Source organism: Proteus sp. G2609, from assembly GCF_963896135.1.
Taxonomy (GTDB): Bacteria; Pseudomonadota; Gammaproteobacteria; order Enterobacterales; family Enterobacteriaceae; genus Proteus; species Proteus mirabilis.
The window spans coordinates 1-22,717 of record NZ_CAWQNB010000025.1 but is presented as its reverse complement, the minus strand read 5'-3'; the positions used below and the strand labels follow the sequence as shown (position 1 = coordinate 22,717).

The 22,717-nt window shown below is 38.5% G+C and carries 19 protein-coding genes, 1 tRNA gene and 1 pseudogene; 7 read left to right on the top strand and 14 right to left on the bottom strand.

Annotated elements, in window-relative coordinates; translation table 11 throughout:
- Positions 1-207: 207 nt before the first annotated feature.
- The gene (locus AACV01_RS17850) at positions 208-399 is read left to right on the top strand and encodes a type II toxin-antitoxin system RelE/ParE family toxin (RefSeq protein WP_046335059.1); all 192 of its coding nucleotides are present in this window, start codon (positions 208-210) and stop codon (positions 397-399) included.
- Between the two features lie 136 nt (positions 400-535).
- On the opposite strand, the gene AACV01_RS06680 is transcribed toward AACV01_RS17850, so the two are convergent.
- From AACV01_RS06680 to AACV01_RS06665, 4 genes are all read right to left on the bottom strand, one after another.
- Complete coding sequence (locus AACV01_RS06680) at positions 536-1,450, bottom strand: nucleotidyl transferase AbiEii/AbiGii toxin family protein (protein ID WP_046335058.1); 915 nt, start codon at positions 1,448-1,450, stop codon at positions 536-538.
- An 8-nt stretch (positions 1,451-1,458) separates the two neighbouring features.
- Entirely contained in the window at positions 1,459-2,295 is an 837-nt protein-coding gene (locus AACV01_RS06675; protein WP_046335056.1) for a type IV toxin-antitoxin system AbiEi family antitoxin, read from the bottom strand.
- A gap of 645 nt (positions 2,296-2,940) precedes the next feature.
- The gene (rimI, locus tag AACV01_RS06670; RefSeq protein ID WP_004245652.1) at positions 2,941-3,387 is read right to left on the bottom strand and encodes a ribosomal protein S18-alanine N-acetyltransferase; all 447 of its coding nucleotides are present in this window, start codon (positions 3,385-3,387) and stop codon (positions 2,941-2,943) included.
- Complete coding sequence (locus tag AACV01_RS06665; RefSeq protein WP_017628534.1) at positions 3,356-3,766, bottom strand: DNA polymerase III subunit psi; 411 nt, start codon at positions 3,764-3,766, stop codon at positions 3,356-3,358. Before AACV01_RS06665 ends, rimI begins: the two co-directional genes overlap by 32 nt.
- A 129-nt stretch (positions 3,767-3,895) precedes the next feature.
- Here AACV01_RS06665 and rsmC point away from each other — a divergent pair, with 129 nt between their 5' ends.
- Positions 3,896-4,909 carry a 16S rRNA (guanine(1207)-N(2))-methyltransferase RsmC gene (rsmC, locus tag AACV01_RS06660; RefSeq protein ID WP_017628533.1) on the top strand — a complete coding sequence of 338 codons (1,014 nt, stop codon included), beginning with the start codon at positions 3,896-3,898 and terminating at the stop codon, positions 4,907-4,909.
- Between the two features lie 119 nt (positions 4,910-5,028).
- Here rsmC and AACV01_RS06655 read toward each other — a convergent pair whose 3' ends face one another.
- A complete protein-coding gene (locus AACV01_RS06655; protein WP_046335055.1) occupies positions 5,029-5,454 on the bottom strand; it encodes a hypothetical protein in 426 nt (141 codons plus the stop codon).
- A gap of 198 nt (positions 5,455-5,652) precedes the next feature.
- Between AACV01_RS06655 and AACV01_RS06650 the strand changes: the two genes are divergently transcribed.
- Positions 5,653-5,739 (top strand) — tRNA-Leu (locus AACV01_RS06650).
- 85 nt (positions 5,740-5,824) lie between these two features.
- Here AACV01_RS06650 and AACV01_RS06645 read toward each other — a convergent pair.
- The 9 genes from AACV01_RS06645 to serB all read right to left on the bottom strand — a co-directional run bounded on the left by AACV01_RS06645 (position 5,825) and on the right by serB (position 17,368).
- A complete protein-coding gene (locus tag AACV01_RS06645) occupies positions 5,825-6,088 on the bottom strand; it encodes a DUF1435 family protein (protein ID WP_004245657.1) in 264 nt (87 codons plus the stop codon).
- Between the two features lie 183 nt (positions 6,089-6,271).
- On the bottom strand, positions 6,272-6,814 hold the full coding sequence (locus AACV01_RS06640) for a GNAT family N-acetyltransferase (protein WP_004245658.1): 543 nt from the start codon (positions 6,812-6,814) through the stop codon (positions 6,272-6,274).
- Positions 6,811-8,448: a Na/Pi cotransporter family protein gene (locus tag AACV01_RS06635; RefSeq protein WP_004245660.1), complete on the bottom strand. Its 1,638-nt coding sequence runs from the start codon at positions 8,446-8,448 to the stop codon at positions 6,811-6,813. The genes AACV01_RS06640 and AACV01_RS06635 overlap by 4 nt, the downstream gene beginning before the upstream one ends.
- A gap of 425 nt (positions 8,449-8,873) precedes the next feature.
- The gene (gene phoA, locus AACV01_RS06630) at positions 8,874-10,313 is read right to left on the bottom strand and encodes an alkaline phosphatase (protein WP_161682609.1); all 1,440 of its coding nucleotides are present in this window, start codon (positions 10,311-10,313) and stop codon (positions 8,874-8,876) included.
- Positions 10,314-10,522: 209 nt separating this feature from the next.
- A complete protein-coding gene (locus tag AACV01_RS06625) occupies positions 10,523-12,082 on the bottom strand; it encodes an alpha/beta hydrolase-fold protein (RefSeq protein ID WP_223231881.1) in 1,560 nt (519 codons plus the stop codon).
- 170 nt (positions 12,083-12,252) lie between these two features.
- Positions 12,253-13,392, bottom strand: coding sequence for a YdcF family protein (locus AACV01_RS06620; RefSeq protein ID WP_004250181.1), 1,140 nt, complete (start codon positions 13,390-13,392; stop codon positions 12,253-12,255).
- A gap of 317 nt (positions 13,393-13,709) precedes the next feature.
- On the bottom strand, positions 13,710-14,954 hold the full coding sequence (gene nadR / locus AACV01_RS06615; RefSeq protein WP_004249296.1) for a multifunctional transcriptional regulator/nicotinamide-nucleotide adenylyltransferase/ribosylnicotinamide kinase NadR: 1,245 nt from the start codon (positions 14,952-14,954) through the stop codon (positions 13,710-13,712).
- A gap of 11 nt (positions 14,955-14,965) precedes the next feature.
- A complete protein-coding gene (radA, locus tag AACV01_RS06610) occupies positions 14,966-16,357 on the bottom strand; it encodes a DNA repair protein RadA (RefSeq protein WP_004250179.1) in 1,392 nt (463 codons plus the stop codon).
- Between the two features lie 33 nt (positions 16,358-16,390).
- A complete protein-coding gene (gene serB, locus AACV01_RS06605) occupies positions 16,391-17,368 on the bottom strand; it encodes a phosphoserine phosphatase (protein WP_004245668.1) in 978 nt (325 codons plus the stop codon).
- 109 nt (positions 17,369-17,477) lie between these two features.
- Here serB and AACV01_RS06600 point away from each other — a divergent pair, with 109 nt between their 5' ends.
- The 4 genes and pseudogenes from AACV01_RS06600 to AACV01_RS06585 form a co-directional block, all read left to right on the top strand.
- The gene (locus tag AACV01_RS06600) at positions 17,478-18,170 is read left to right on the top strand and encodes a YtjB family periplasmic protein (RefSeq protein ID WP_004245669.1); all 693 of its coding nucleotides are present in this window, start codon (positions 17,478-17,480) and stop codon (positions 18,168-18,170) included.
- Between the two features lie 238 nt (positions 18,171-18,408).
- Complete coding sequence (locus tag AACV01_RS06595; RefSeq protein WP_004245670.1) at positions 18,409-19,950, top strand: YjjI family glycine radical enzyme; 1,542 nt, start codon at positions 18,409-18,411, stop codon at positions 19,948-19,950.
- Positions 19,922-20,788 carry a YjjW family glycine radical enzyme activase gene (locus AACV01_RS06590; protein WP_004249292.1) on the top strand — a complete coding sequence of 289 codons (867 nt, stop codon included), beginning with the start codon at positions 19,922-19,924 and terminating at the stop codon, positions 20,786-20,788. Before AACV01_RS06595 ends, AACV01_RS06590 begins: the two co-directional genes overlap by 29 nt.
- A 110-nt stretch (positions 20,789-20,898) precedes the next feature.
- A pseudogene (locus tag AACV01_RS06585) lies at positions 20,899-22,717 on the top strand (hypothetical protein); the annotation flags it as partial.

Here is a 22,717-nt window from a genome sequence, read left to right as displayed (position 1 = left end):
CTTTGCTACAAAAAATCGATAATAGCTTATCGTGCTACACCAATGATGGTGCCGTTGTCGTTGATCGCTGTTGCTGAATATTGGGAGTCCAGAGGCTTTAGGTATTTCTGTTCATCGTCAATGACCAACTGCTTAAATCTGGCTGTTCGACTGCTGTTTGTGTTTGATCTTAATGCGACGAGCCAACTCAGATTAAGTCTATAGGCGATGGGTTATTTGAATGCGAGCAAAGCCCAAGAAGGTATTAGCAGAGGCTTGTTTTGCTACTTAAAAAGGAAGTACATTTATGTGTTGCACGCTTTTATAAAAAATCTCAAAAGAGGTTCAAAAATCATGAAGCTACAAAAACTGAAACAACGTGCCTTAGCCAATGCTGAATTTAAGAATGAGTACGATTAGCTTGAGAGTGAGTTCAGCTTTATTGCCAATTGCTTACCATGGGAACAAAAACAGAGCTACTCAAGAACAGGTTGCAGAAAGAATGCATAATTTGGTTCAGAAGATCAGCCCTGCATAAATGTCTGTATTTTTGACATCAAACACCGAGAACATCTTTCAACTTTGCTAGGGCTTGTGTATGTTTGTCATTCGGCATGTTTGCCAAATTGATTTGTTTCCATTTAATGGCAGGAAGCTCACTGACTCCATCTAAACCAATTAGAGACCAATCAGGCTCTCGATTTTTAAAAGATAGCAAAAAAGACTTTTCACTATCGGTCAGGCCTTGGTGAATGAGGTCTACTAGGTGCATCCTTACGGCTTCCAGCTCCACCAACGGAACATCCGTCTCGGCCATGTTGGTAAATTCACCTTCATAGGTGGCAGTAATATCCTTAAATTGCGGACTGAGTAACTCAGCCATTGGCCGATTATGGCTTGATAAATAAACGAGTAATGCTTTACGAATTTCATCCGTTAGGCCTTCATTCTCCAAAAGCCACTTCACATCAAATAAGTCTCTTGGATGCTGTCTATCTAATGCTGCACATATCTTTCCTGCATACAAATCAGCTAGATCAACAACAGGCATTTCAACATAGCCAAATTCGTCTTCTACAGCTGCGCATACTTCCATCAACTTTGGTTCATAAACAGTACCGCGCAATACAGGTGATAGCTCGACTTTGATCTGCACACCGTTGCGAGCAACGATCAACCTTAGAGCATCGCGTTTTGAGCGATAGGCTTCCGTTAGCTCGATGTCTTTAAATGCTATTTTTAAATCTGAGCTAATAGCATCAAGTGCATCGCAAATTTCCTGCAAGGCATCATCACGGCTCTTCATTGGCAGATACACCAAATCAATATCGACCGATAAACGAGGAAAGTCTCTGACAAATAAATTGATTGCTGTACCACCTTTGAGGGCAAAGCATTGCTGTTTGGCAACGAAAGGCAATACCTGTATCAAAAGCTGTACTTGTTTGTAATAAATACTATTTCTATCCATCGCTGAACTTATCCTTTACTTGCTAACGCCATATGCTGAGGTACGGTTATCAGATACTCTGTATCCAGCTTCCCACCTTTAGCAACAACACGCTTACCTGAACCTAAGTCGTAATTTTCTACATTTAACTTATCAAACCAAGGATAAGCTTGGCGTTTTGCAAACCAAAAGAATAAGCGTTTGACCTTTACGCTTTTACACTCCGTTAAGAGCACATCAAGCTTTCTTGGAGATAAGTTCACTAACCCCTGCATTAGCTCATCGGCATGTTCAAATGACACACTTTCAGGCAAATCCATCAACACTTCCAATATGGCTTTTTCCGGACATGAAAAATATACAGGTGGTAATTGCTCTCCCCATTCATGCTTTTTAACGAACGCTATATCTTGGGATAAACTATCAGGCCACAGTTTACTTGTACTATGTCCTTCGAACTTAATTGGCAATGACAGTCTCGCAAGCCAGGAAGGAAGCTTTTTCGTTGCATATAAATGAATATGAGGCGTACTTCCTAATGATAAATATTGCGACAAACCAGATATGGACAATGCTGACAATCCACCGACCACGATAGACGGAAGTTGTTCATCAACACTTTTTTCCATCATATGCTGCATTGAAGCTACTACGCCTTCCCAAGTGACTGCTCGAGAATACTGGCTGTAAACACCTGTAGCTAGTAGCAACAATGTATCGGTTTTGACAGCGTTATCTAACGCATGAGTACTCAAGCCTTGCTCTGTAAGCCACTTTTTTGTAGCTAACATACCATAAGGTAAAAGGGTTTTAAGAGACTGTTTATATGACTCTTTCACTGTTTCGCACTGGGAATGACTAACCATTTCTCCCCTTCCTTCTCTAGTTTATATTTTTATGATTTTACGGCGAATATCGCCGTAAAAACTAGATTCAATAAACTAACATAACAAAGTGAAGTTTACCAGTATTTATATCTACGGCGAAATTCGCCGTGTAATTGATATTTTTTAAACTAATTCAACTAAAACTGAGAAGGCTTACCTAATTCGATATGCGAGTAACATCTGTGATACTTTGGTGCGTTTTTTTGTTAGAACCAATCCAGCTATTAACTCAGTAATAAAATATCAAGCCCCATCCGCAGAGGTACTTGTTAGCTCAACTTGATGGGATTCACTTATAGATACCAGTAGCAATTTTCTAGTTTATAAACAAATAAATGTACAATACTAATGTATTTTCCTATCTTAATAGGCTTTTTATAAACTAACGATAAATTTAAGAACAAAAGTAAACATGCGTTTTACTTATTTTAACGCCCTTCATATTGTCTTTATTATTCTCACAATATGTTTTACTAAATACCCCTGTAACTAAAGTAAAATTATTTACCAAAATATCCATTAGGTAAAATTTAAATAAAAGAATAAAAGTCTACTCACTTCACATAAAATAAAAAAAGACGCCTAATAGAAGACGTCTTTAATTTAACTTAAATAAGTATTTAATTAGAATTTAATTGGATAAGCCATGATTATCGCATCTTCTTTTCCCGTTGCTGTTGGATAATAATTCTTACGTACAGATACTGAATTAAATCCTATAGATTCATAGAGATTAGATGCTTTTTGATTGGATTCTCTTACCTCAAGCCATAATGTAGCAATATCTTTTCTTTCAATATTATCAATAAGTTCTAATAACAATGCTTTTCCATAGCCTTTACCTTGATAATCAGGATGTATTGCGATATTAAAAAGCGTTGCTTCATCTAATATTAATTGCGTAATAGCAAAACCTACCATAATATTATCAATGCAAATTTTTAGATTAAAATAATGATCACCTTGGTTACTATAGAATGTTTCTTCGCTCCAAGGGAATGAATGACTTAGTTTTTCAATTTCCCATGCTAAAGGTAAATCAGCAGGGTTTAATGGGGAAATGGTCTTCATGTTGATAGATTTGTTTCCAAAGATCGCGTTTTGCATTGGCATCAAAATATAATTGATGTAATGAAGGGCTTCTCAGAGAAGTATATTGAGCAGGTAGAGTGATATCAGTACCTAATAGCCAACAGGCTGGTGTAAATGATCCTGTGAGCAGGCTCACATCCTCTGAGGTAATACAATAGATTTCACTTTTATCTATTCCCATAGTGCTAAAAATATCAGAGAAAAGCCCGTTATTTAGATCAACAACATCATCAGTAATGATAAGTAAACGAGTGGTATCCGGAAATTGCACAGAATGTTCGCCTTTTAATACAGCAGGCTTACGAAGAACCCATTGACGAATTCCAAGTTGGGCTAACATTTTGTCTTTACGGCTCATGATATTTACCTATCAAGTGTAGAACAACGGTACATAGTATCAGAGGGCATAAACTACGCCAATAAATAGCGTCAGTTTCTTTATATCTGATATCATGCGTTTTATGTTTTTTAAGGAGTAATAATCATAATGTCCTCATTGTCCCCTGCCAGCGAAGTTATTCTTCGTCATCTAGATCATTTCGCAGACAGGCACGTACTCATAGCAGGTGATCTTCAAGACACGCTAGCATCACAAATTCAGGCCAAAAGTGTTAGAGCCTATACAAATCAATATCACCAGTGGCTACCGCTACTCAAATCCATGGGTGATAATGCATTTTTTGGTTTAGCGGCAGATCAATCATTCGTAAAATATTGCGACACTTTGATTTATTTTTGGCCTAAGAATAAGAATGAAGCAACTTTTCAGTTACGTAGCTTATGCGCAAGTTTATCTGTCGGGACTGAAATCTTCATCGTCGGCGAAAACCGTAGTGGTGTAAAAAGTGCTACGGAATTAATGAATGGTATAGCAAAGCTAAAAAAAATAGATTCAGCACGTCGTTGTAGCCTCTTTTTTGGTTCACTAACCTATCAAACACTCTTTGATCGAAATAACTGGTGGCAAACTTATCGTTATGACGATTTAACGGTGATGGCATTACCCGGTGTTTTTAGTCAAACCGCATTAGATGAAGGCAGCCGATTATTACTCTCTACATTTGATGATACAATGGTAGGTGATTTACTGGATATGGCCTGTGGTTGTGGGGTGATTGCCACTGTATTAGGCAAGAAAAACCCGATGTTAAAACTCACACTCTGTGACGTCAATGCAGCCGCTATTTCATCCAGTATTGCCACGTTAAACGTTAATGAATTAGAAGGACGGGTTATTGCAAGCAATGTCTATTCTGCGGTAGAAGAAACTTATGATTGGATAGTCTCTAATCCTCCTTTCCATGATGGCTTAGGTACCAGCTATCAAGCTGCGGAAGACATTATTCGTCTCGCACCTAACTTTTTGAAAAAAGGCGGTAAACTGCGTATTGTTGCCAATGCTTTCTTACCTTATCAAGATATTCTTGATCACGTGTTTGGCTCTCATGAAGTGCTTGCATCAACAGGTAAGTTCAAAGTTTACCAAGCAACCAAGAAATAGTAATCACCAGCACTATTATAAAAACCGCCAGTAATTGATTTTTCAACTACTGGCGGTCTTCTGTTTATAACTGAAAACAGTCATCTAATAGCAGACAATTTTATTTTCAAACGAAATTATCATTTTTTTGAACCAATAACCTGACCACTTTTATCTCTGTAGATGGTAGTACCATTACTGTCTGTACGGGCTGAACCTGTGACTTGACCACTTTTATTGAGATAGATGGTCTCACCGTTACTATTTGTACGGGTAGAGCCTGTGACTTGACCACTTTTATTTAGGTAGATGATATTACCATTACTACTTCTACGGGCGTAACCAATAACTTGACCACTTTTATTTAAATAGGTGATCTGACCGTTACTACCTGTACGGGTTGAACCAATAACCTGACCACTTTTATTTAAATAGGTGATCTGACCGTTACTACCTGTACGGGTTGAACCAATAACCTGACCACTTTTATCTTTGTAGATTTCCGCATATACATTACTTGATATAATCACAAACAAGATAACAATCAATATATTGATTTTTTTCATAAAAAACCTCATAAACCTACTGCATAATCGGTTTTGTCATAATTATTTATCTTAGTTCTAAAAATAGAATCTATCTATTTTATATTATAACTCTCGCTGTTTTATTTTTATCTACAAGATAATCTATTTATAAAAATAATTGACGCCAAAATTAAAAAGCATAAAATTCGCCAACTATCTATTAAGATATTGTGTTTTGCGAGAGTGGCGGAATTGGTAGACGCGCTAGCTTCAGGTGTTAGTGTCCTTACGGACGTGGGGGTTCAAGTCCCCCCTTTCGCACCAAAACAGACTGATGAGTTAAACCCTACTTTATTTACTTCCTTCCTTTTTATTATCAGCAGGTTATCGTGCCTTTATTTACGGTTATCTACCCATGATAGGTTAAAAAAAAGGTCATTAAGCTATAGGTGATCACAACGCCGGCGGGGATCATCACCCACATTTGTAATTTCTTATGAAATAACATAATGGTAGATAGCAACATAGAAATAACAAGAACCAATGTAAATGCTGCTGTTCCTGCAATAGAGTGGGTGATCACAGTAAATAACGAAGCAACAGCCAACATTTCCCATAAACTAATACGAGATGTCCAAGAAGAGACAGAGGAGATACGTGTTGATTTAGCCATGAGAGTCACCATTCGTTAATGATAATGATTTTCATTATTATATAACACATTGGTTAACTCAATGTCTATCAAGAAAAAAAAGTAGCCATAACCTTAATTTTAAAGAGGTTAAACAAAAAACGCTTTACCGCTGCCAACGATAAAGCGTTTTAGAGTCATCAAATGATGATGTAAAATAAGTGATTAATCTTCTTTATTAAAATTAAGCACTAAATGAATATCTTCAGGCTCTCTTTCATAAAGCTCAGTATCAGGCACATCAATTAAACGACAGCCCATATGCTGATAAAAATTAACACTATTTTCAGAAGGCGTTGAGGATATATATAATCCGCTAGCCCCTTTTTGCTTCGCATATTCCACACAATAATCAAACAATATACGGGCTAATCCTTGCCCACGCTGCTGGTGGCTAATATGTAAGAAAGAGAGCTGTAACAAGGTGTTATCTTGGCCTCGCCACTGTGGATCAACACTGGCAGCAGCGACTAACTTGTCATCTTCAAAGACTCCCCAAAAAGGGGCACCGCGCTCAGCGCTTTCAAGTAAAACAGGGGTGTAATGTTCTGCCTCACCTTCAGGCCAGCCTTTCATATCAAAACGCTGTTCAGATAACACCAGTTGCCCTTGTTGTAAAACATATAGCCTTTCAATCAGTTCTGTTCTATCAATTTCCCAAACTCGAGGGATTTCATTATGTGTTAATAAACGAATATTTTTTTTCATTGTTGAAGATTAACCTGTTCTGAAGAAGATCCGCTCCGCTCTAATGCGTGGTAAGCCACTGCACAGAATAAGGAGTTCAACCGTTTCATATCACCCAACAAACTGGTATGCAGCGAACTGGTTTCAATACTTTGCATATTATGCAAATGAAGACGTTCTACATGAGCAAACGAGTAACGTTGGTTGAGTAAACGGAATCGATGTTTTGCTCGGCGTAATTTACGCGCATGCTCCATATTGCCGGAAACAAACACCGACATCGCCAGATTCAGATTACTTTGCAGACGCTCAAGGAGTGTCTGTAATTCACGACGTCCTTCCTCCGATAAATTTAAGTGATGATCTAAACTTTTATTCACCACCTCACCAGACATACGCGCTATGATAGCGGAAGATTGTTGCAAATTCATCGCGGTATCAATAATTTCTGCCCAGCGACGAGAGTCTTCAGTACCAAGATCATGCTGCTGAATTTGTGCCATATACAATTTAATACTGCTATGGAGCAATTCCACTTCCTCTTCTAGCTGGCTAATCTCCCTTTTTTGCAGACGATCTCCTTCCATTAAGGCTTGAAAACGTTGCAACATCTGTTCAACCACATCCCCTAACCGTAATGTCTCTCTGACTGCATTAGCAATAGCTAAAGAGGGAGTATCAACGGCGGATGGATCTAAATAACGAGGTGCAACTTCTGTCCCAGTAACAGGTAATTCCGGCACTAATTTTTGACATAATTTCGCCATTGGCCCCACAAACGGCAACATCAACACACAGCGCACTAAGTTATAAATCACATGAAAATAGATAATCACTTCCGCAGGGGAAAAATCATATTGTTGGATTTTTGTCGCAATGATGGTGATCCACGGCAATACCAGCAAGGCGCCAATTAATTTAAAAAACAGACTCCCTATGACGACTTGACGTGAACTAATACTTTGACCACGGCTACTGATTAATGCCAACAATCCACTACCAATATTAGAACCAATAACAATACATAAACTAATATATAAAGGCATAAAGCCTGTTGCACTTAATGTTGCGGTAAGTAATACCGCCGCTAAGCTTGAATAACTGACCATCGCAAAAATAGCGCCGACCAGTAGTGCTAAAATAGTATCTCCGCTCAAAGAGGTAAAAATAGCTTGTACTGCACTGGCATGGGTTATCGGCTCAGCAGAAGTCACAATCAGTTGTAATGCTAAGATAATTAAACCAAGGCCTATTCCCACTCTACCCAGTTGCCCGATACGCTCTTTTTTACGACTTAAAAAAGTCATGACACCCAGTAAAATCAGTAACGGTGATAACCACGAAAGATCGAACGTCAGCACACGCGCCATTAGCGCTGTACCTACATCAGCCCCTAACATAATCACCAAAGCGGGTGTAATAGAAATAAGACCTTGAGTGACGAATGAAATCACTAGCAATGCCGTAGCATTACTACTTTGTACTAAGGCAGTAACGCCGACACCGGCAAGAAAAGCATTCGATTTTTTATTAATACTTTTACCTAAAATTCGGCGTAAATCAGAGCCGAACACACGCATAATACCGGTGCGAACAATATGCGTTCCCCAGACTAAAAGTGCCACGGATGAGAGTAAATGAAGCAGTGTTAGCATAGAAATTAGTCACCTTATTTTTTATCGTTGTTTATTGGCTCATTTCTCCTTCAATGCCATAAAAGAGAGAGATCCTACGCAGATAACCATATCTGAAAAATGATTTTTATAGATAACGCCCTAATCAAAACGACGTTATTAGGCAAAAAGATATTGCGACTTAAGTGCAATAATCAATGGAGAAGTTAAGAATAGTATAAGAATATCATTGTAAATTCTGTTAATTATAGCAAACAAAAAGTAACTTTCAAAATCAGACTGTAAATAACGTCTTGATTTATTATCGTTTTCTTATTTTTTGTAAAGAAATCATAGAAAAAAACGCGACTTGAGGGTATCTCTCTAAGTCGCGTGAAAATACAACAATTTTAGTAAGACAATTCAACTACATTTCAGACAGACTACGATTCGGTGACCTTATTAGATTATTTCAATCCCATTGCATCGCGCATAGTAAAGAAAAGATCTGTTTGGTCTGTTAACCCTACGACATTAGCAGCATGTGGACCATAAGCGGCAACGCGTAATTGCGCGCCAGTATGCTCTTGTGAATCCGTTTCTGAGTTACCATAATTCACCACCATGACAGCACCATCTTTGGTAATCAATGCTTGTGTTAAGCCACTTGATTTCACATCAGCTTCAATAATTTGACTAGAGTGAGCGTGATCTGCGGTCACTATAATAAGCGTATCACCATTTTGTTTAGCGAAATCTAAACCAATTTGTACCGCTTCATCTAATGCCACCGTTTCACCAATTTGACCACAAGGATTAGCATTATGATCTTGTTTATCAATGGAGGCGCTTTCGACTTGTAAGAAAAAACCATTTTCATTCGTTTTCAGCAAATCAATCGCTTTTTTGGTCATTTGCGCTAATGTTGGTGCATTCGGGTCTAATTTTGAATTCGGTTTACACTCTAAAGGAGGATTCTTTAAATTACCTTGATAAGTGGCTTTTGGCCCTTCCCAAGCGACGGCCATATTACCGTCATGAAATAGACCTAACACAGGTTTATCTTGATTTGCTAGCGTAATCGCCTCTAACGATTTAGCATCTTTCACAATTTGATAGCCACGCTCTATCGCTTGTTGCTCGAGCGTTTTCCCTTTATATTCACCGGCCGTTGCTGTTTGAGCAAAACTTTTCGCGCCTCCTCCCAGTGTAATATCTGCACGAGTCACTAACAATTGCTCAGAGATTGAACCTCTACCGCCATTTTCTAGCGCATTCGTTGAGCATTTTGCTAACGTTTCTACAGGCCCATAACACTTACGCCCGGTAACATGTGAAAATAGCGCAGCCGGCGTTGCATCTTGGATTTCAGAGGTAGTGACATTCCCCGTCGCTTTACCATTCGCTTTTGCTAATTCCAAAATCGTTTGGTGATCTTTACCAAACACATCAATCCCTAATGCCCCATTATAGGTTTTAACTCCTGAAGCCCATGCTGTTGCTGATGCGGCTGAATCTGTTACATAATTAGGTTTTTGTGTTTTTCTATCCAAAGAATAATGGGTATATTGGCCGGTCATCGGTAACGCATCAATCCCTTTAAAGAAGCCACCAGCCCCTTCGGCATAGTTACGTGCTACCGTTATCTCAGAATCCCCCATCCCATCACCGATAAATAGGATCACATTTTTAGCTTGATGATTATTAAGTGCTGCTTTTAATGCTTCAGTTTGATCTGAGGTTATACGACGAGCACCACCAAATTCCGTAATATTACCTTTTGCTGCGCGATCTTGCGCCAAAATAGTATCGGTAGTGACGGGTGCTGCAAAAGAAGAGAAACTCACGCTTGTAAAGAGTGTTGCGACGACTACAGATAACGCAGAACGTTGATAACGTAGAGACATAGCTTTTTCCTTGCACGCAAAAAAATAAAGAATTTTGGGGTTTATGTTTTAAGTCACAAAGAGCTTACGAGAGTAAAATGACAAACAGATGAAAGAAAAAAGCGATTTAGATGACAGCTTTATGGCAAATAAATGACAAATTAGCCTAAAGAAAAAGGATGTGTAGTTCACCACCACTCACATCCCTTTAAGATAAAAAAGATGAATAATTAATCGTTAGTTAACGCTTTAGTGCCGATATAAAGCGCCTCACACCAAGAGATATAATCATGCCCGCTCGCCATCTCTAGCGATTGCACAGGATAGCCCCTTTGCTGTAAAACCTGCTTTAATTGGCGATTATTATTTAATATTCCTCCAGCGCCTTCGCGAGACTCAAATAACCCAGCCTCTAAGAAAAACTGTAATGGTTTTTTATCCGCCTGTTGATATTGGCGAATTAACCACTCTGGGGCTTCGTTTTCTGGCGCCCACCAATAAGAGCCGGACATACTAAGCACTTTCCCAAAGCGATCTGGACGGTTAAATGCCACCCATGCAGAGGCTAACCCCCCATAGCTTGAGCCTGAGACTATAGTTTCCTTAGCGGCTACTTGCAGGCCTTTCTCTTGCTCTAACCAAACCAAAAGTTCATCCGCTAAAAAGCGGTGAAAATCAGGATTAGGTGGTAATTCAACACTACGACGATCACTATCAATACTATCGACAAATAAGATAGCAATAGGAGGTAATTTCCCCTCTTCAATCAACTTATCAAAAAATCTGTCTATGCCATATTGTTGGCGATAAATTTGTCCATCAAATAGCACCAATAGTCGCGGCGTCGTCATTTTCTGTGCGGGTAAATAAAGCGCAATCTCTCGATCATTATTTAAAATTTCACTATGAAAACGACTGATTGATGTATTGCCATTCATTGCCCTATCTAAGATATCTGGCAACTGGCATTCACGGGGATAATCAAGTGACAGCAATGAAAAGTAATTATAACGATCGTCCGCTTTACTTGGTGAAGGGTGAAGATTAAAAGGATCGGCCTGTGCCGTCGTTAAAATAGCACGGCGTTGCTGTGCAGCTGTTGCATTTTCAATGACTGGCACATCTGGTGCTAATTTATATTGCATTAATGTATCGTTAGGCACGATATAACTACGATACCAAATATCGCTATTGGCTAAACGCGTTAACGGATCATGATCACCTGCAGGCGATCCCAATAGATATACATTAGATTGCGCACCTTGCCATAAAAAAGTCACACGCTTGTTATGATTATCGTAAGGTTCAACAAGGGGAGTTCCCTCTTGCTGTATCTGTTGCCAGAATAACTGTATATTGCTGGCGGTGAGATCTTGTGCCAGCATTTGCAATCTAGGGCTAGTTAATGCTATACCCGCATCTTTATCTAAAGGCTGATAAGGGTATGTTTTCAGTGTGATATGCCACTGTACCCCAACTTCTCCTTGGGCAATAAACTGATAATTTGCCGTTTCAGGTAATAGGAAGCGTATCTTTTGTTGTTGTCCATCAACGGGCACATCTTTTAATAAGCGACGAATATGAGTGCCATCTTGGTTTGCTAATTGCAGATTTTGTATACCTTTAACATCTAACTCAGCATAACGCTGGCTCTGTAAATGTGTAGTAAAACAGAGTGCCTTATCGTGATTAAACTGACCTGATATTTCTTTATTTTCTGTTATTGATAAGCAATTGGCAAAACTAGAAAAAGAGGCCATCAATGCGCAGATCATTAGAGGAGTTCTCACTGTATTTTCTCATTATAATTTAGGTAAGAACTTATAGTAATGATAATTGTTATCAATTCAATAAGGATTTATTAGTGTATGAATTTGATCACTTAGAATAATAAAAAAACTCCACAATCTTTTAGTTTTCTTGTGGAGTTTTAGTAGCAAAATAATATTCAAAAGGTCTATCAACGTTCTTCTAATGGATAACTACGGAAGCTCCATAATCCCAATGCTTTTAAGCCATCGCGATAAATACCTTGCAAATCAGATTTTGATGTTTTTTGTAATTCAGCTAATGGCTTATCGGGGGCTACAACCGTTAAATAAGTGATATCACTGGGGCCACTTTGCCAACTCGCAACCGTAAAAATAACATCAGCACGACGAACATGGCTACCAGAGCTAATAATCACCGCTGTTTTAATTCGATGTTTGGTTAATGCATAACGGCTAAATAACGCATTCTCCACCGTTGAGCGTGCATAATTGTCTTGGAAAATTCGCTCTGCGGGAATACCTTTTTTAACTAACCAATCCGCCATTAATTTACCTTCAGTTTGATGTGCTTTCGGCACACCACCTGTCACAACAATCATTGCATCAGGTAACTGTTTTGCGACTTCAAGGGTTTTATTTAAACGATCAATCAAGATCTGATTCATCGTACCATCTGGATTAAGTGCATAACCCAATGTCACAATGGCATTATTTCCTTTGGTTTTATTTAGCGTTGCCAAATCTGCTGGCGTTAACTTATCACTTAATGGCATTTTGCTTACACGATCAACTTGAGCAAAAAAGCGGCTTAGCTCTTCAGCTTTTGCCGGATTAAGGGATTTTAACTTGTTAAAATAGGCTTCACTTTCTTTATCTTTACCTTCAAAACGCGTCCAAGAAGTCACATAAATTAATGCATCAATATCATCCGGTGCGGCTTCTAAAATTTGTTTATAAATCGTTACCGCACGCTCAATTTGATTGTTATAGACATAAGCACTGGCGGCACTAAATAGTAAATCTAAGCGATAAGGCTCTAATTTATAAGCTTGTTGTAGCTTTTGTGCTACGACTTCCATATTAGAAGGTAGTTTTCCCGTAAATCCAGCGTCAGAAACACGCGCTGGCGATTTAAATGCCTCTAATGCATCTTGGATCAACATATCCACCGTTTGGCGCTGAGAAATATATTGCTGATAGCTATTATCGGGTTGATGGACTTTTTGATAAGCCAATGCAGAAGAGGAAGCCGTAAAGCCTAAAGCAGCAATGGCTAATGAAATAACTGTTTTTTTGATCTGAAGTGAAATACGGGAAGGTTGCGCCATTATCTTGTCCTTTTGCGAAAATAAATCTGTTTCTTCAATTGGTTAAGCTTATGAAGACAAAGTGTGTGACTCCTCACACTTAAGAGAAAAAGAAATACACACCGATATATCTATACCTAACTTTTATCATAGAGATCTACCATTAATTTGCAGTAATCATTTTCACTAATTTGAAAAAAATAGCATTATTATGCTAATCGCTTAATGAACAGCCGTTTTTATCCATACTTTAGGTTTAAACAAAAATTTCATTCTTATTGTGACTATATAGCTAGCTATAAATAAAAAACGCCAATTAATGGCGTTTTTAAAAATACTTATTCGATATGCTTTGATTGCATCATCAGCAATTCCCTGACTAATTCGACACAACGAAGAAAGCGCTCATCATAATCAGGAGGATCTACTTTGACATATTCAATATTGTTTTTATCTAACATCTCTATCAACAGTGTTTGAAAACGACGACGCTCTTTATCACTCCCTAAACTACGTAAACCATCGGCAACCCATGGCGTATTGTTCTCTAGCAGAATAACTAAATCAAAACGATATTCATCAATCAATGCCTGTACAAAAGGATGTTCTTTTCCTTCATAGCGTAAACAAAAAGCCTGTGTTGTTACAAAATCAGTATCGATAAATGCAACTTTATTAGCATATTTAACTGCAAAATCAATATATTGGGCATGACCTAAAGCGATTTTATCATAATCAGAATACTGCAATGCCATTTCGTCTCCTCCTAAATGAGAGAAGACATAATCACGGCCATATTCCCACGCACTGGTTGTATTAAAAATATTGGCAAGCTTATTTACTAAGGTCGATTTTCCACTCGATTCACCACCTAATATAGCCACTGTACGCACGAAAAAAGGTTTTACTTCAGTAGGAATATATTCCCAATATTTAAATGGCGCTTGACGGATTTGACTACCGCTAATATTCATAAACGAGCGCTCAGGATCGACCAGTACCGTTTCAATACCTAAAAATGCTTCATATTGACTGGCGTCCTCTCGTTCACTGGTATAGATAAAATCCGGCGCGATCTGTTTTTCTTGTAGAAAAGCTTTGATACCCTCACTCCACATTTCCCAACCATGAGGTTGAGGCTCTATACCATGTTCATTAAACTCATGAATACGAATATTTTTCTGATACTTAAAAGTTTGTAATAACCAGCGCAACCTATCACTTACCGTCGGCTGTTGTGACATCGCACTATTGATAAATAGCTCTTTATCACGAGGTTCGTCATGACATAAAATGACATGCAATTCATCCACTTGACTACAAGCTCGTTGAATTAAATAAATATGCCCAGTATGAAGAGGATAGAATTTACCAAAAATCACCCCAATGGTTTTCTGTTGTAATGGATATTCTAATCCCAAAAATTGGTGTAATGCGGACATTTTTTGTGCACTGGGGCTTTTGATTTTGTTATTAATAAGCTGGCTAAGATAGCCCTTTGTCATCTGACTTTCATCGGCAACTTGCTGTAAGGTATAGCCATTCTTTTTTATTGCCTGTTTGATATAATCAAAAGATCCCATGATTTACTCCTTTAGAAGTCGTCCAAATCATCAAGTACAGATAACGCATCTGATAGTTTTTTCACACCATACACTTTCATATCAGGTGGATTTTTCTTTGGCATATTCGCATTAGGCACAATAGCACGTTTAAAACCGTGTTTTGCTGCTTCTGCAATTCGCTCTTGTCCACTTGGTACAGGACGAATTTCTCCCGCGAGTCCTACCTCACCAAAAATAACTAAATCACGCGGTAAAGGACGATTACGAAAACTCGATACTAATGATAGTAATAAAGCTAAATCTGCACTGGTTTCGGTTACTTTGACACCGCCAACGACATTGACAAAGACATCTTGATCAGACATCTGTAAACCACCATGACGATGCAAAACCGCTAATAATATTGCTAAGCGGTTTTGCTCTAAACCCACCGCAACACGGCGAGGATTTGATAACATTGAGTGGTCGACCAATGCTTGGATCTCCACCAGTAATGGCCGTGTTCCTTCCCACACCACCATAACAGAACTACCTGAAGTCACTTCATCACCACGACTTAAAAAGATAGCCGATGGATTACTCACTTCGCGTAAACCTTGTTCGGTCATGGCAAAAACACCTAACTCATTCACCGCACCAAAGCGGTTTTTATGACTACGCAATGTTCTAAAACGTGAGTCTGTTTCACCATCAAGCATCACTGAACAGTCAATACAGTGTTCTAATACTTTAGGTCCCGCTAATGTGCCATCTTTGGTAACATGCCCCACCATAATAATGGCAATATCATTCGTTTTAGCAAAACGAGTCAGATAAGCGGCTGTCTCTCGTACCTGTGCCACACTGCCCGGGGAAGATTGAATATCGGCCATATGCATTACTTGGATCGAGTCAATGACCATTAATTTAGGTTGCTCTTGAGAAGCAATTAAACAAATTTGTTCAATACTGGTTTCTGACAACATATTCAATTCAGTTGTCGGTAAACCTAAGCGGTGCGCTCGCATGGCAACCTGCTGTAATGACTCTTCTCCCGTGACATACAAGGTTTTCATTTCAGTGGCTAAACGACACATGGTCTGCAGTAATAGTGTACTTTTACCTGCCCCCGGATTTCCGCCAATTAAAATGGCACTTCCCGGCACAACCCCTCCGCCTAACACACGATCAAATTCTTTAAATCCTGTCGAAAAGCGAGGTAATGCTTCAAGGCTAATTTCAGAGAGCTTTTGAACACGACTTATTCCTTTCGCATCTCCGGCAAAACCGCTAAAACGATCGTTACGGGCAGAAGGTGCCGCCGCAAGGCGCACTTCCGTAATGGTATTCCACGCATGACACGCAGAACATTGCCCTTGCCAACGCGGGTAATCGGCACCACATTCATTACATACAAAGGCTCTTTTGGCTGCTTTTGCCACACTGCTCTCCCCGTTATTTTCTTGACTGAAAACTTATCGTTCTTCGTGCTTTAATCCTGCACTTAAAATACACATCACACCCATTAAATCAGCATGACGAATAGCTACTTTGGCTTGTGCATATACTTTAGGTTTGGCATGGTAGGCAATACCTAAACCCGCCTTTCTAAGCATTTTAAGATCGTTTGCGCCATCACCTATCGCAATGGTTTGTTCCAGCGGTATGTCTAAATCTTTAGCTAAGCGTGTAAGTACTTGCGCTTTATATTTAGCATCAACAATAGGGCCTTTGACTTTGCCCGTTAATTTACCATCTTTAATTTCTAGCTGATTAGCAACCGCTGCAACTAAACGTAATCGCTGTTTTAGGTTATCAGCAAAATAAGTAAATCCCCCTGATGCAATCGCAATTTGCCAATCCATTGCCTGAAGCTTACGCACTAAACTCGTTAACCCGGGCATCAGAGGTAAATTATCCATTACTTTTTGTAAAATATTCGCATCAGCTCCAGCTAATTGTGCAACACGCAATTTTAGGCTTTCACTAAAATCCATTTCACCTTGCATCGCTTGCTCCGTTATCTCGGCCACTTTATCACCGACACCGGCCAGTTTAGCGATTTCATCTATACACTCAATTTGAATAGCCGTGGAATCCATATCCATCACTAAAAGTCCCGGAGAGCGTAAACGCGGGATCTGCCCAAAGGGTACAACATCTAAACCACATTCATCAGATAACCGACGAATACGACGGGTTAAACTTCCCGCAATACGTACCACTTGGTAATCATCAATACGCCATGAAGAAACCACCACAATAGCCACACCTAATTTATGCTGGAACTCACTTATTCTTTTTTTATCAAGTTCTCGTCCATAAAGTAACCATCCGCTATCGCCTGCACGATAATCCAGTGGCATCACTTCTTCACCACTGAGTGATAGCGGTAGACCTGGCCATTTACGGATCTCATCCGGTAAATAGCAATAGGTCAGACTATTTGACATACTTATTCTCCTGTTTTCCCCTGTCTGAACAAAATAATTGTTATTCAGCCTATTCTATCTGTGACTCATCTGGCAACATGCACATACTTGCTTACGCAAAAGGTTGAACATGCTTAAAGATAAACTAAAATTCAAACTACAAAAAACCGCGATTATACTGATTTGTATCGCATTATTGGCTTTTTTGATGCAAGGCGCCTCTTATTTTAGCCGTGCAAATCAGCACGCCCGTATCACCCAGTTTGAAGAGCTTGCCAAAACACTGGCAGAACAAGTTGCCTTCTCATTATCCAATTATATGGATGACAGTAGCAAAGATAACGTAAATCCACACATTATAGCTAATTTAAATCATCTAACTCACGATAGTCGGGTACTGGATGCAAGTCTTTATTGGCAAGATGGCACACAAATAGCGCATAGTGGTGAAAATGTGACGGTAAAAGAGCGATTGGCCTTAGAAGGACAAAAAAGTGGCGGTTCTTTTAATCATCAGCTGGTGGTGCCTATCCCTGGTCAAGATCAGCCAAAGGGTTTTCTAAGATTGACGTTAGATACACACCAACTTGTCACAGAATCAGGCCAAGTCGATAACACCACCAATTTATTGCGTGTGATGCTATTGGTTGCTCTGGCGATTGGTTTTTTACTGTCCCACAGCTTATTGCAATTAACACCAGTGCATTGGCAGCAATCGCCCTATTTATTAACCGCAAGTTTACCCACTCGTCATGAAAAAGAAGATGATGAACAAAAAAGTGATCAGCAAGAAGAAACAGAAAATAGATCTGAAGTTAAATAACACTGCCACAAATTAACATAATAAGGTGAGTCATTAGTACTCACCTTCATTTCTTTATTTCTATCTAAAATAGGTCAAATTATTTTAGATATATCTAATTTATACGTATTTTCGTGCTATTCCCTTAAACTTTGAATGGGCTTTGTTTAAAATCACAGTAAATCTCAGTCAATTTATTAACCTAATGCGATAAATAAATCTTACATCTTTCTTTTGCTCTTGAGTTGCTGAGGTGGTTATGACTGAACAATCTGTTATCCAACGTTGTCAACAAATCGTAGAAAATCCAACCCTTTCTCCCGAACAAAAACGTCATTTTCTAGCATTAGAAGCGGAAAATATGTTGCCATACCCGACGTTATCTAACGAGGCGAGCCTTGCGCTAAATGAACGGGTTATCTGCGATATGTATGAAGGTCATGCCCCTTATAAACCACGTTATGTATTACCTGATTACGCGAAATTCTTAGCACAAGGCTCGCGCTATTTAGAGCTTGAACCTGCCCAAGATTTTGATGATGCGCTAAATATGCTGACTATCCTTTATCATCATGTTCCTTCTGTCACTTCAATGCCGGTTTATTTAGGTCGTATTGATAAAATCTTACTACCTTATGTGGGGAATTTGACGCAAGAGCAACTCTATCCAAAATTAAAGCGTTTCTGGCGCTATCTTGATAGAACCCTTCCTGATGCCTTTATGCACGCTAATATTGGCCCTGAAGACTCTATCATTACACGTTTAATTCTTAAGGTAGATGTTGAACTTCAACAAGTAGCCCCGAATCTCACCTTTATTTATGACGCGGCGCTAACACCTTCTGATTTATTGCACCAAGCAATCACCAATATTTGTCATAGCAGTAAACCCCATATTGCTAACGGTACATTGCAAGATGCTGTATTTGGTAAAGATGAATACGGTATTGTTAGTTGTTATAACTCTCTACCGCAAAGTGGTGGCGGTAGCACTTTAGTTCGTATCAATCTCAAAGAAGTAGCAAAGCGCAGCCAAAATAGTGCCGACTTTCTAGAGAATGTATTGCCGTTTTATATGCAAAAACAAATCGAGATCATCAATGCTCGTTGCGAATTCCTCTATGAAAAATCAAACTTTTTTCAACAAAGCTTTTTAGTAGAAGAAGGTTTGATCTCACCCGATCGTTTTGCCCCGATGTTTGGCATTTATGGTATGGCTGAAGCAGTTTCTCTATTACTTGAAAAAGAAGGTCATACAGCAAACTATGGTCATAGCGAAGCAGCCAATAAACTTAGCTATATTATTAGTGAAAAACTAGCCCAGTTTGTTGCTCAGACCCCTGTAAAATATGGTTGGAAACAGCGTGCCATGTTACATGCTCAATCAGGCATAAGTTCTGATATTGGTACTACACCGGCTACCCGTATTCCTTATGGAACAGAGCCTGATCCTGTTACTCATTTAATGACCGTTGCCCCCCACCATCAATTTTATACCTCAGGTATTAGTGATATTTTAACCGTGGATGAAACTATCAAACAAAATCCTGATGCTTTAATGCAACTGTGCTTAGGGGCGTTTTCTTGCGGATTACGCGAATTTACCGCTAATGTGGGTGGTAATGATTTAGTCCGTGTCACTGGGTATATGGTGCGGTTATCGGATTTAAAAAAATATAAAGAAGAAGGCTCTCGCCTAAATACAACTTGGTTAGGAGATGAAGCGACAACCAATTGCCATATTGCTGAACGAAAACCACGAGTGATTAGCCATGAACAGCAGATGCGCTTCGATAAATAAAATACTGCCTTTTTCTTGTGTTGATGGCCCAGGCAATCGCCTCGCCATCTTCCTACAAGGATGTAATTTACGCTGTAAGAACTGTCACAATCCCTACACTATGGGGATTTGTGATAACTGCGGGGATTGCATTGCCACTTGCCCACAGCAAGCGCTTTCATTACAAAACGGTGTAATAAATTGGAACGCTGACAGCTGTGAGCAATGTGATACTTGTATTCAGCAATGTCCTCGCCAATCAAGCCCTATGACATTGACCTATACGGTTGATGAACTAATTGCAATTACGCGTAAATATGCAGCCTTTATCAATGGGGTAACCGTAAGTGGCGGGGAATCTACGTTACAACTTCCATTTTTAATTGATTATTTTAAAGCAATCAAAGCAGCCCCTGATCTTCGACATCTTACCTGTTTAATTGACAGTAATGGCACTCTTTCACTTAATGGTTGGCAAAAAATCGCCCCCTTTATGGATGGAGCGATGATTGATTTAAAAAGTTGGAGTGAAGAAACACATATTTATTTAACCGGACGTAGTAATCAACGTATTAAAAAATCAATCAAATGGTTAAGTGAGCATAATTTACTTGCAGAATTACGCCTTTTATATATTCCAGAAAAAACCGATTATTTAGAGAATATAGAACCGCTTTCTCATTTTATTAATTCACTTGGTGAATCAATTACAATTCGTATTAATGCGTTTCATCAGCATGGCGTATATGGTGAAGCGAAGAATTGGCGTTCCGCAAATAAAGAACAAATCATAAATCTACAAAATGAATTAATACTTAGAAAAGTAAATTTAATTAAAACACCAAATATATACACATAATAATAATTCCTTACTCATTATTATATATTAAATTCATTTCATTTTATCCAATTGACTTTAATTAATACAGAGGTTAACCTCCAGTTAAAATCTTATTTTTGGTATATAAAATGAAAATGAAAAATAAATCAATATTATATATATTGTGTCCTCTCTATATATGGCCTATTAATTGCTACAGCAATTATAATATAAATGATATGGGAGACTCAATTTATAACCCTTTTAGCATTGCAAATAATGCAAGTCAATATTATGAATTTACTCATAATAGATATGAATACATTAAACATCTCCACGGCCGTGTCTTAGATAAGCATAGTTACAACCAACAGTTAATGACGCCGTTTGGAAGCACTTACATATATGCAACAATAAGTGATGATACACTTTCATTATATAATCGTATAGCTGATGAAGGTGAACGTAATATTCAAAAAAAGATACCTAATTATAATGTTAGAGAAACCGTTTATTTCTCAGAAGAACTCTTACCAAATGAATTATTTATTAGTATAGATGGCGGAAAAACAATAAAAAAAATAAATAAAGAAAATAATCCGCAATTAGATCTTCTTTACCTTTCCCATATTTCAAAAAATAGTAAAACTGTTGTTGGGTATGCCTTTGCAGGTGCTAGAGCCAGATTAGAGCAGATGGTTAAAAATAATAGTATTTTTGAAGATACTATCGGTTGTGGTACATACAATGGATGTTATGTATTTGCCTATAACGTATATAACAATACATTTTCTATTTTAGATAGAAACATGGAGATTAGATATTTAACGAAAGATGGTAATTTTATTTTATATGAATACAAAGGTGATGAGAGAAAGAAGCTATATATTTATGATATCTATAAAAAAGAAGACTTCGAATTAACATTCGATAACGTTAATAAGTATTTAGCTAATCATCCAGAAAAAGCAATTTTACTTTCACCAATTACTGAATATCCCTTCTTAAAGGGAATAAAAAGAAGAGGTGTTGATATTCAAAAAATCAGTGATAATGGTCAAGTCTTTATTGGCCAGCTAAACCGAGATTTGCCTAAAAAGAAATTACTGGATAGAGAATATCCTAAAGTTGCCTTTATCACAACAGCATCAGGCCCTATACGAGAACTTAGTCTCTCTGAATTTGGATCGACAAAACTTGCAGATACCTCAGCAGATGGGAACTATAGTGTTGGCTGGGGAGATGTTTGGCATTATAATTATGCAATTAAGTTACCTACTAGAACAAAAACTTCTTCAGCAATTTTTAGTCAAGCACTACTCTATGACTTCTCTAATGATAAACTCATCAATATTGGTAATCTTTCTAAAAAAGAAGAAGAAGCAAGATTTAGAAATGCCAGAGCACTAGATATTACTGCTGATGGTAAATATATTGTAGGGTGGTCTGAAACTGATGAGTATAACTTAAATACCATTCCAAAAGATCTAACAGGCACTGGTCCTCATGCCTTTATCATGTTTCATCGTCATGGTTTTATTTATTTCAATAATCATATGTATGACTTAGGAACACTTGACGGGGGAAAAGATTCAGAAGCACATGCCATCTCAGATGATGGAAGAATCATTTATGGTGTAGCCACTAATGAACGTAATAACTGGCGTCAAGTTATTTGGAGAAATGATGAAATCGATGATAAATATTTCAATACTGAACAACAAGAAATTGCAGATGAAAAAGATAAGCAAGCTGAGCAAGAAAAGGTGGAGCAAGAGCGCCTAGCCAGACTGCAAGCTGAGCAAGAAAAAGCGGAGCAAGAGCGCCTAGCCAAACTGCCAGCTGAGCAAGAAAAAGCGAAGCAAGAGCGCCTAGCCAAACTGCCAGCTGAGCAAGAAAAAGCGGAGCAAGAGCGCCTAGCCAGACTGCAAGCTGAGCAAGAAAAAGCGGAGCAAGAGCGCCTAGCCA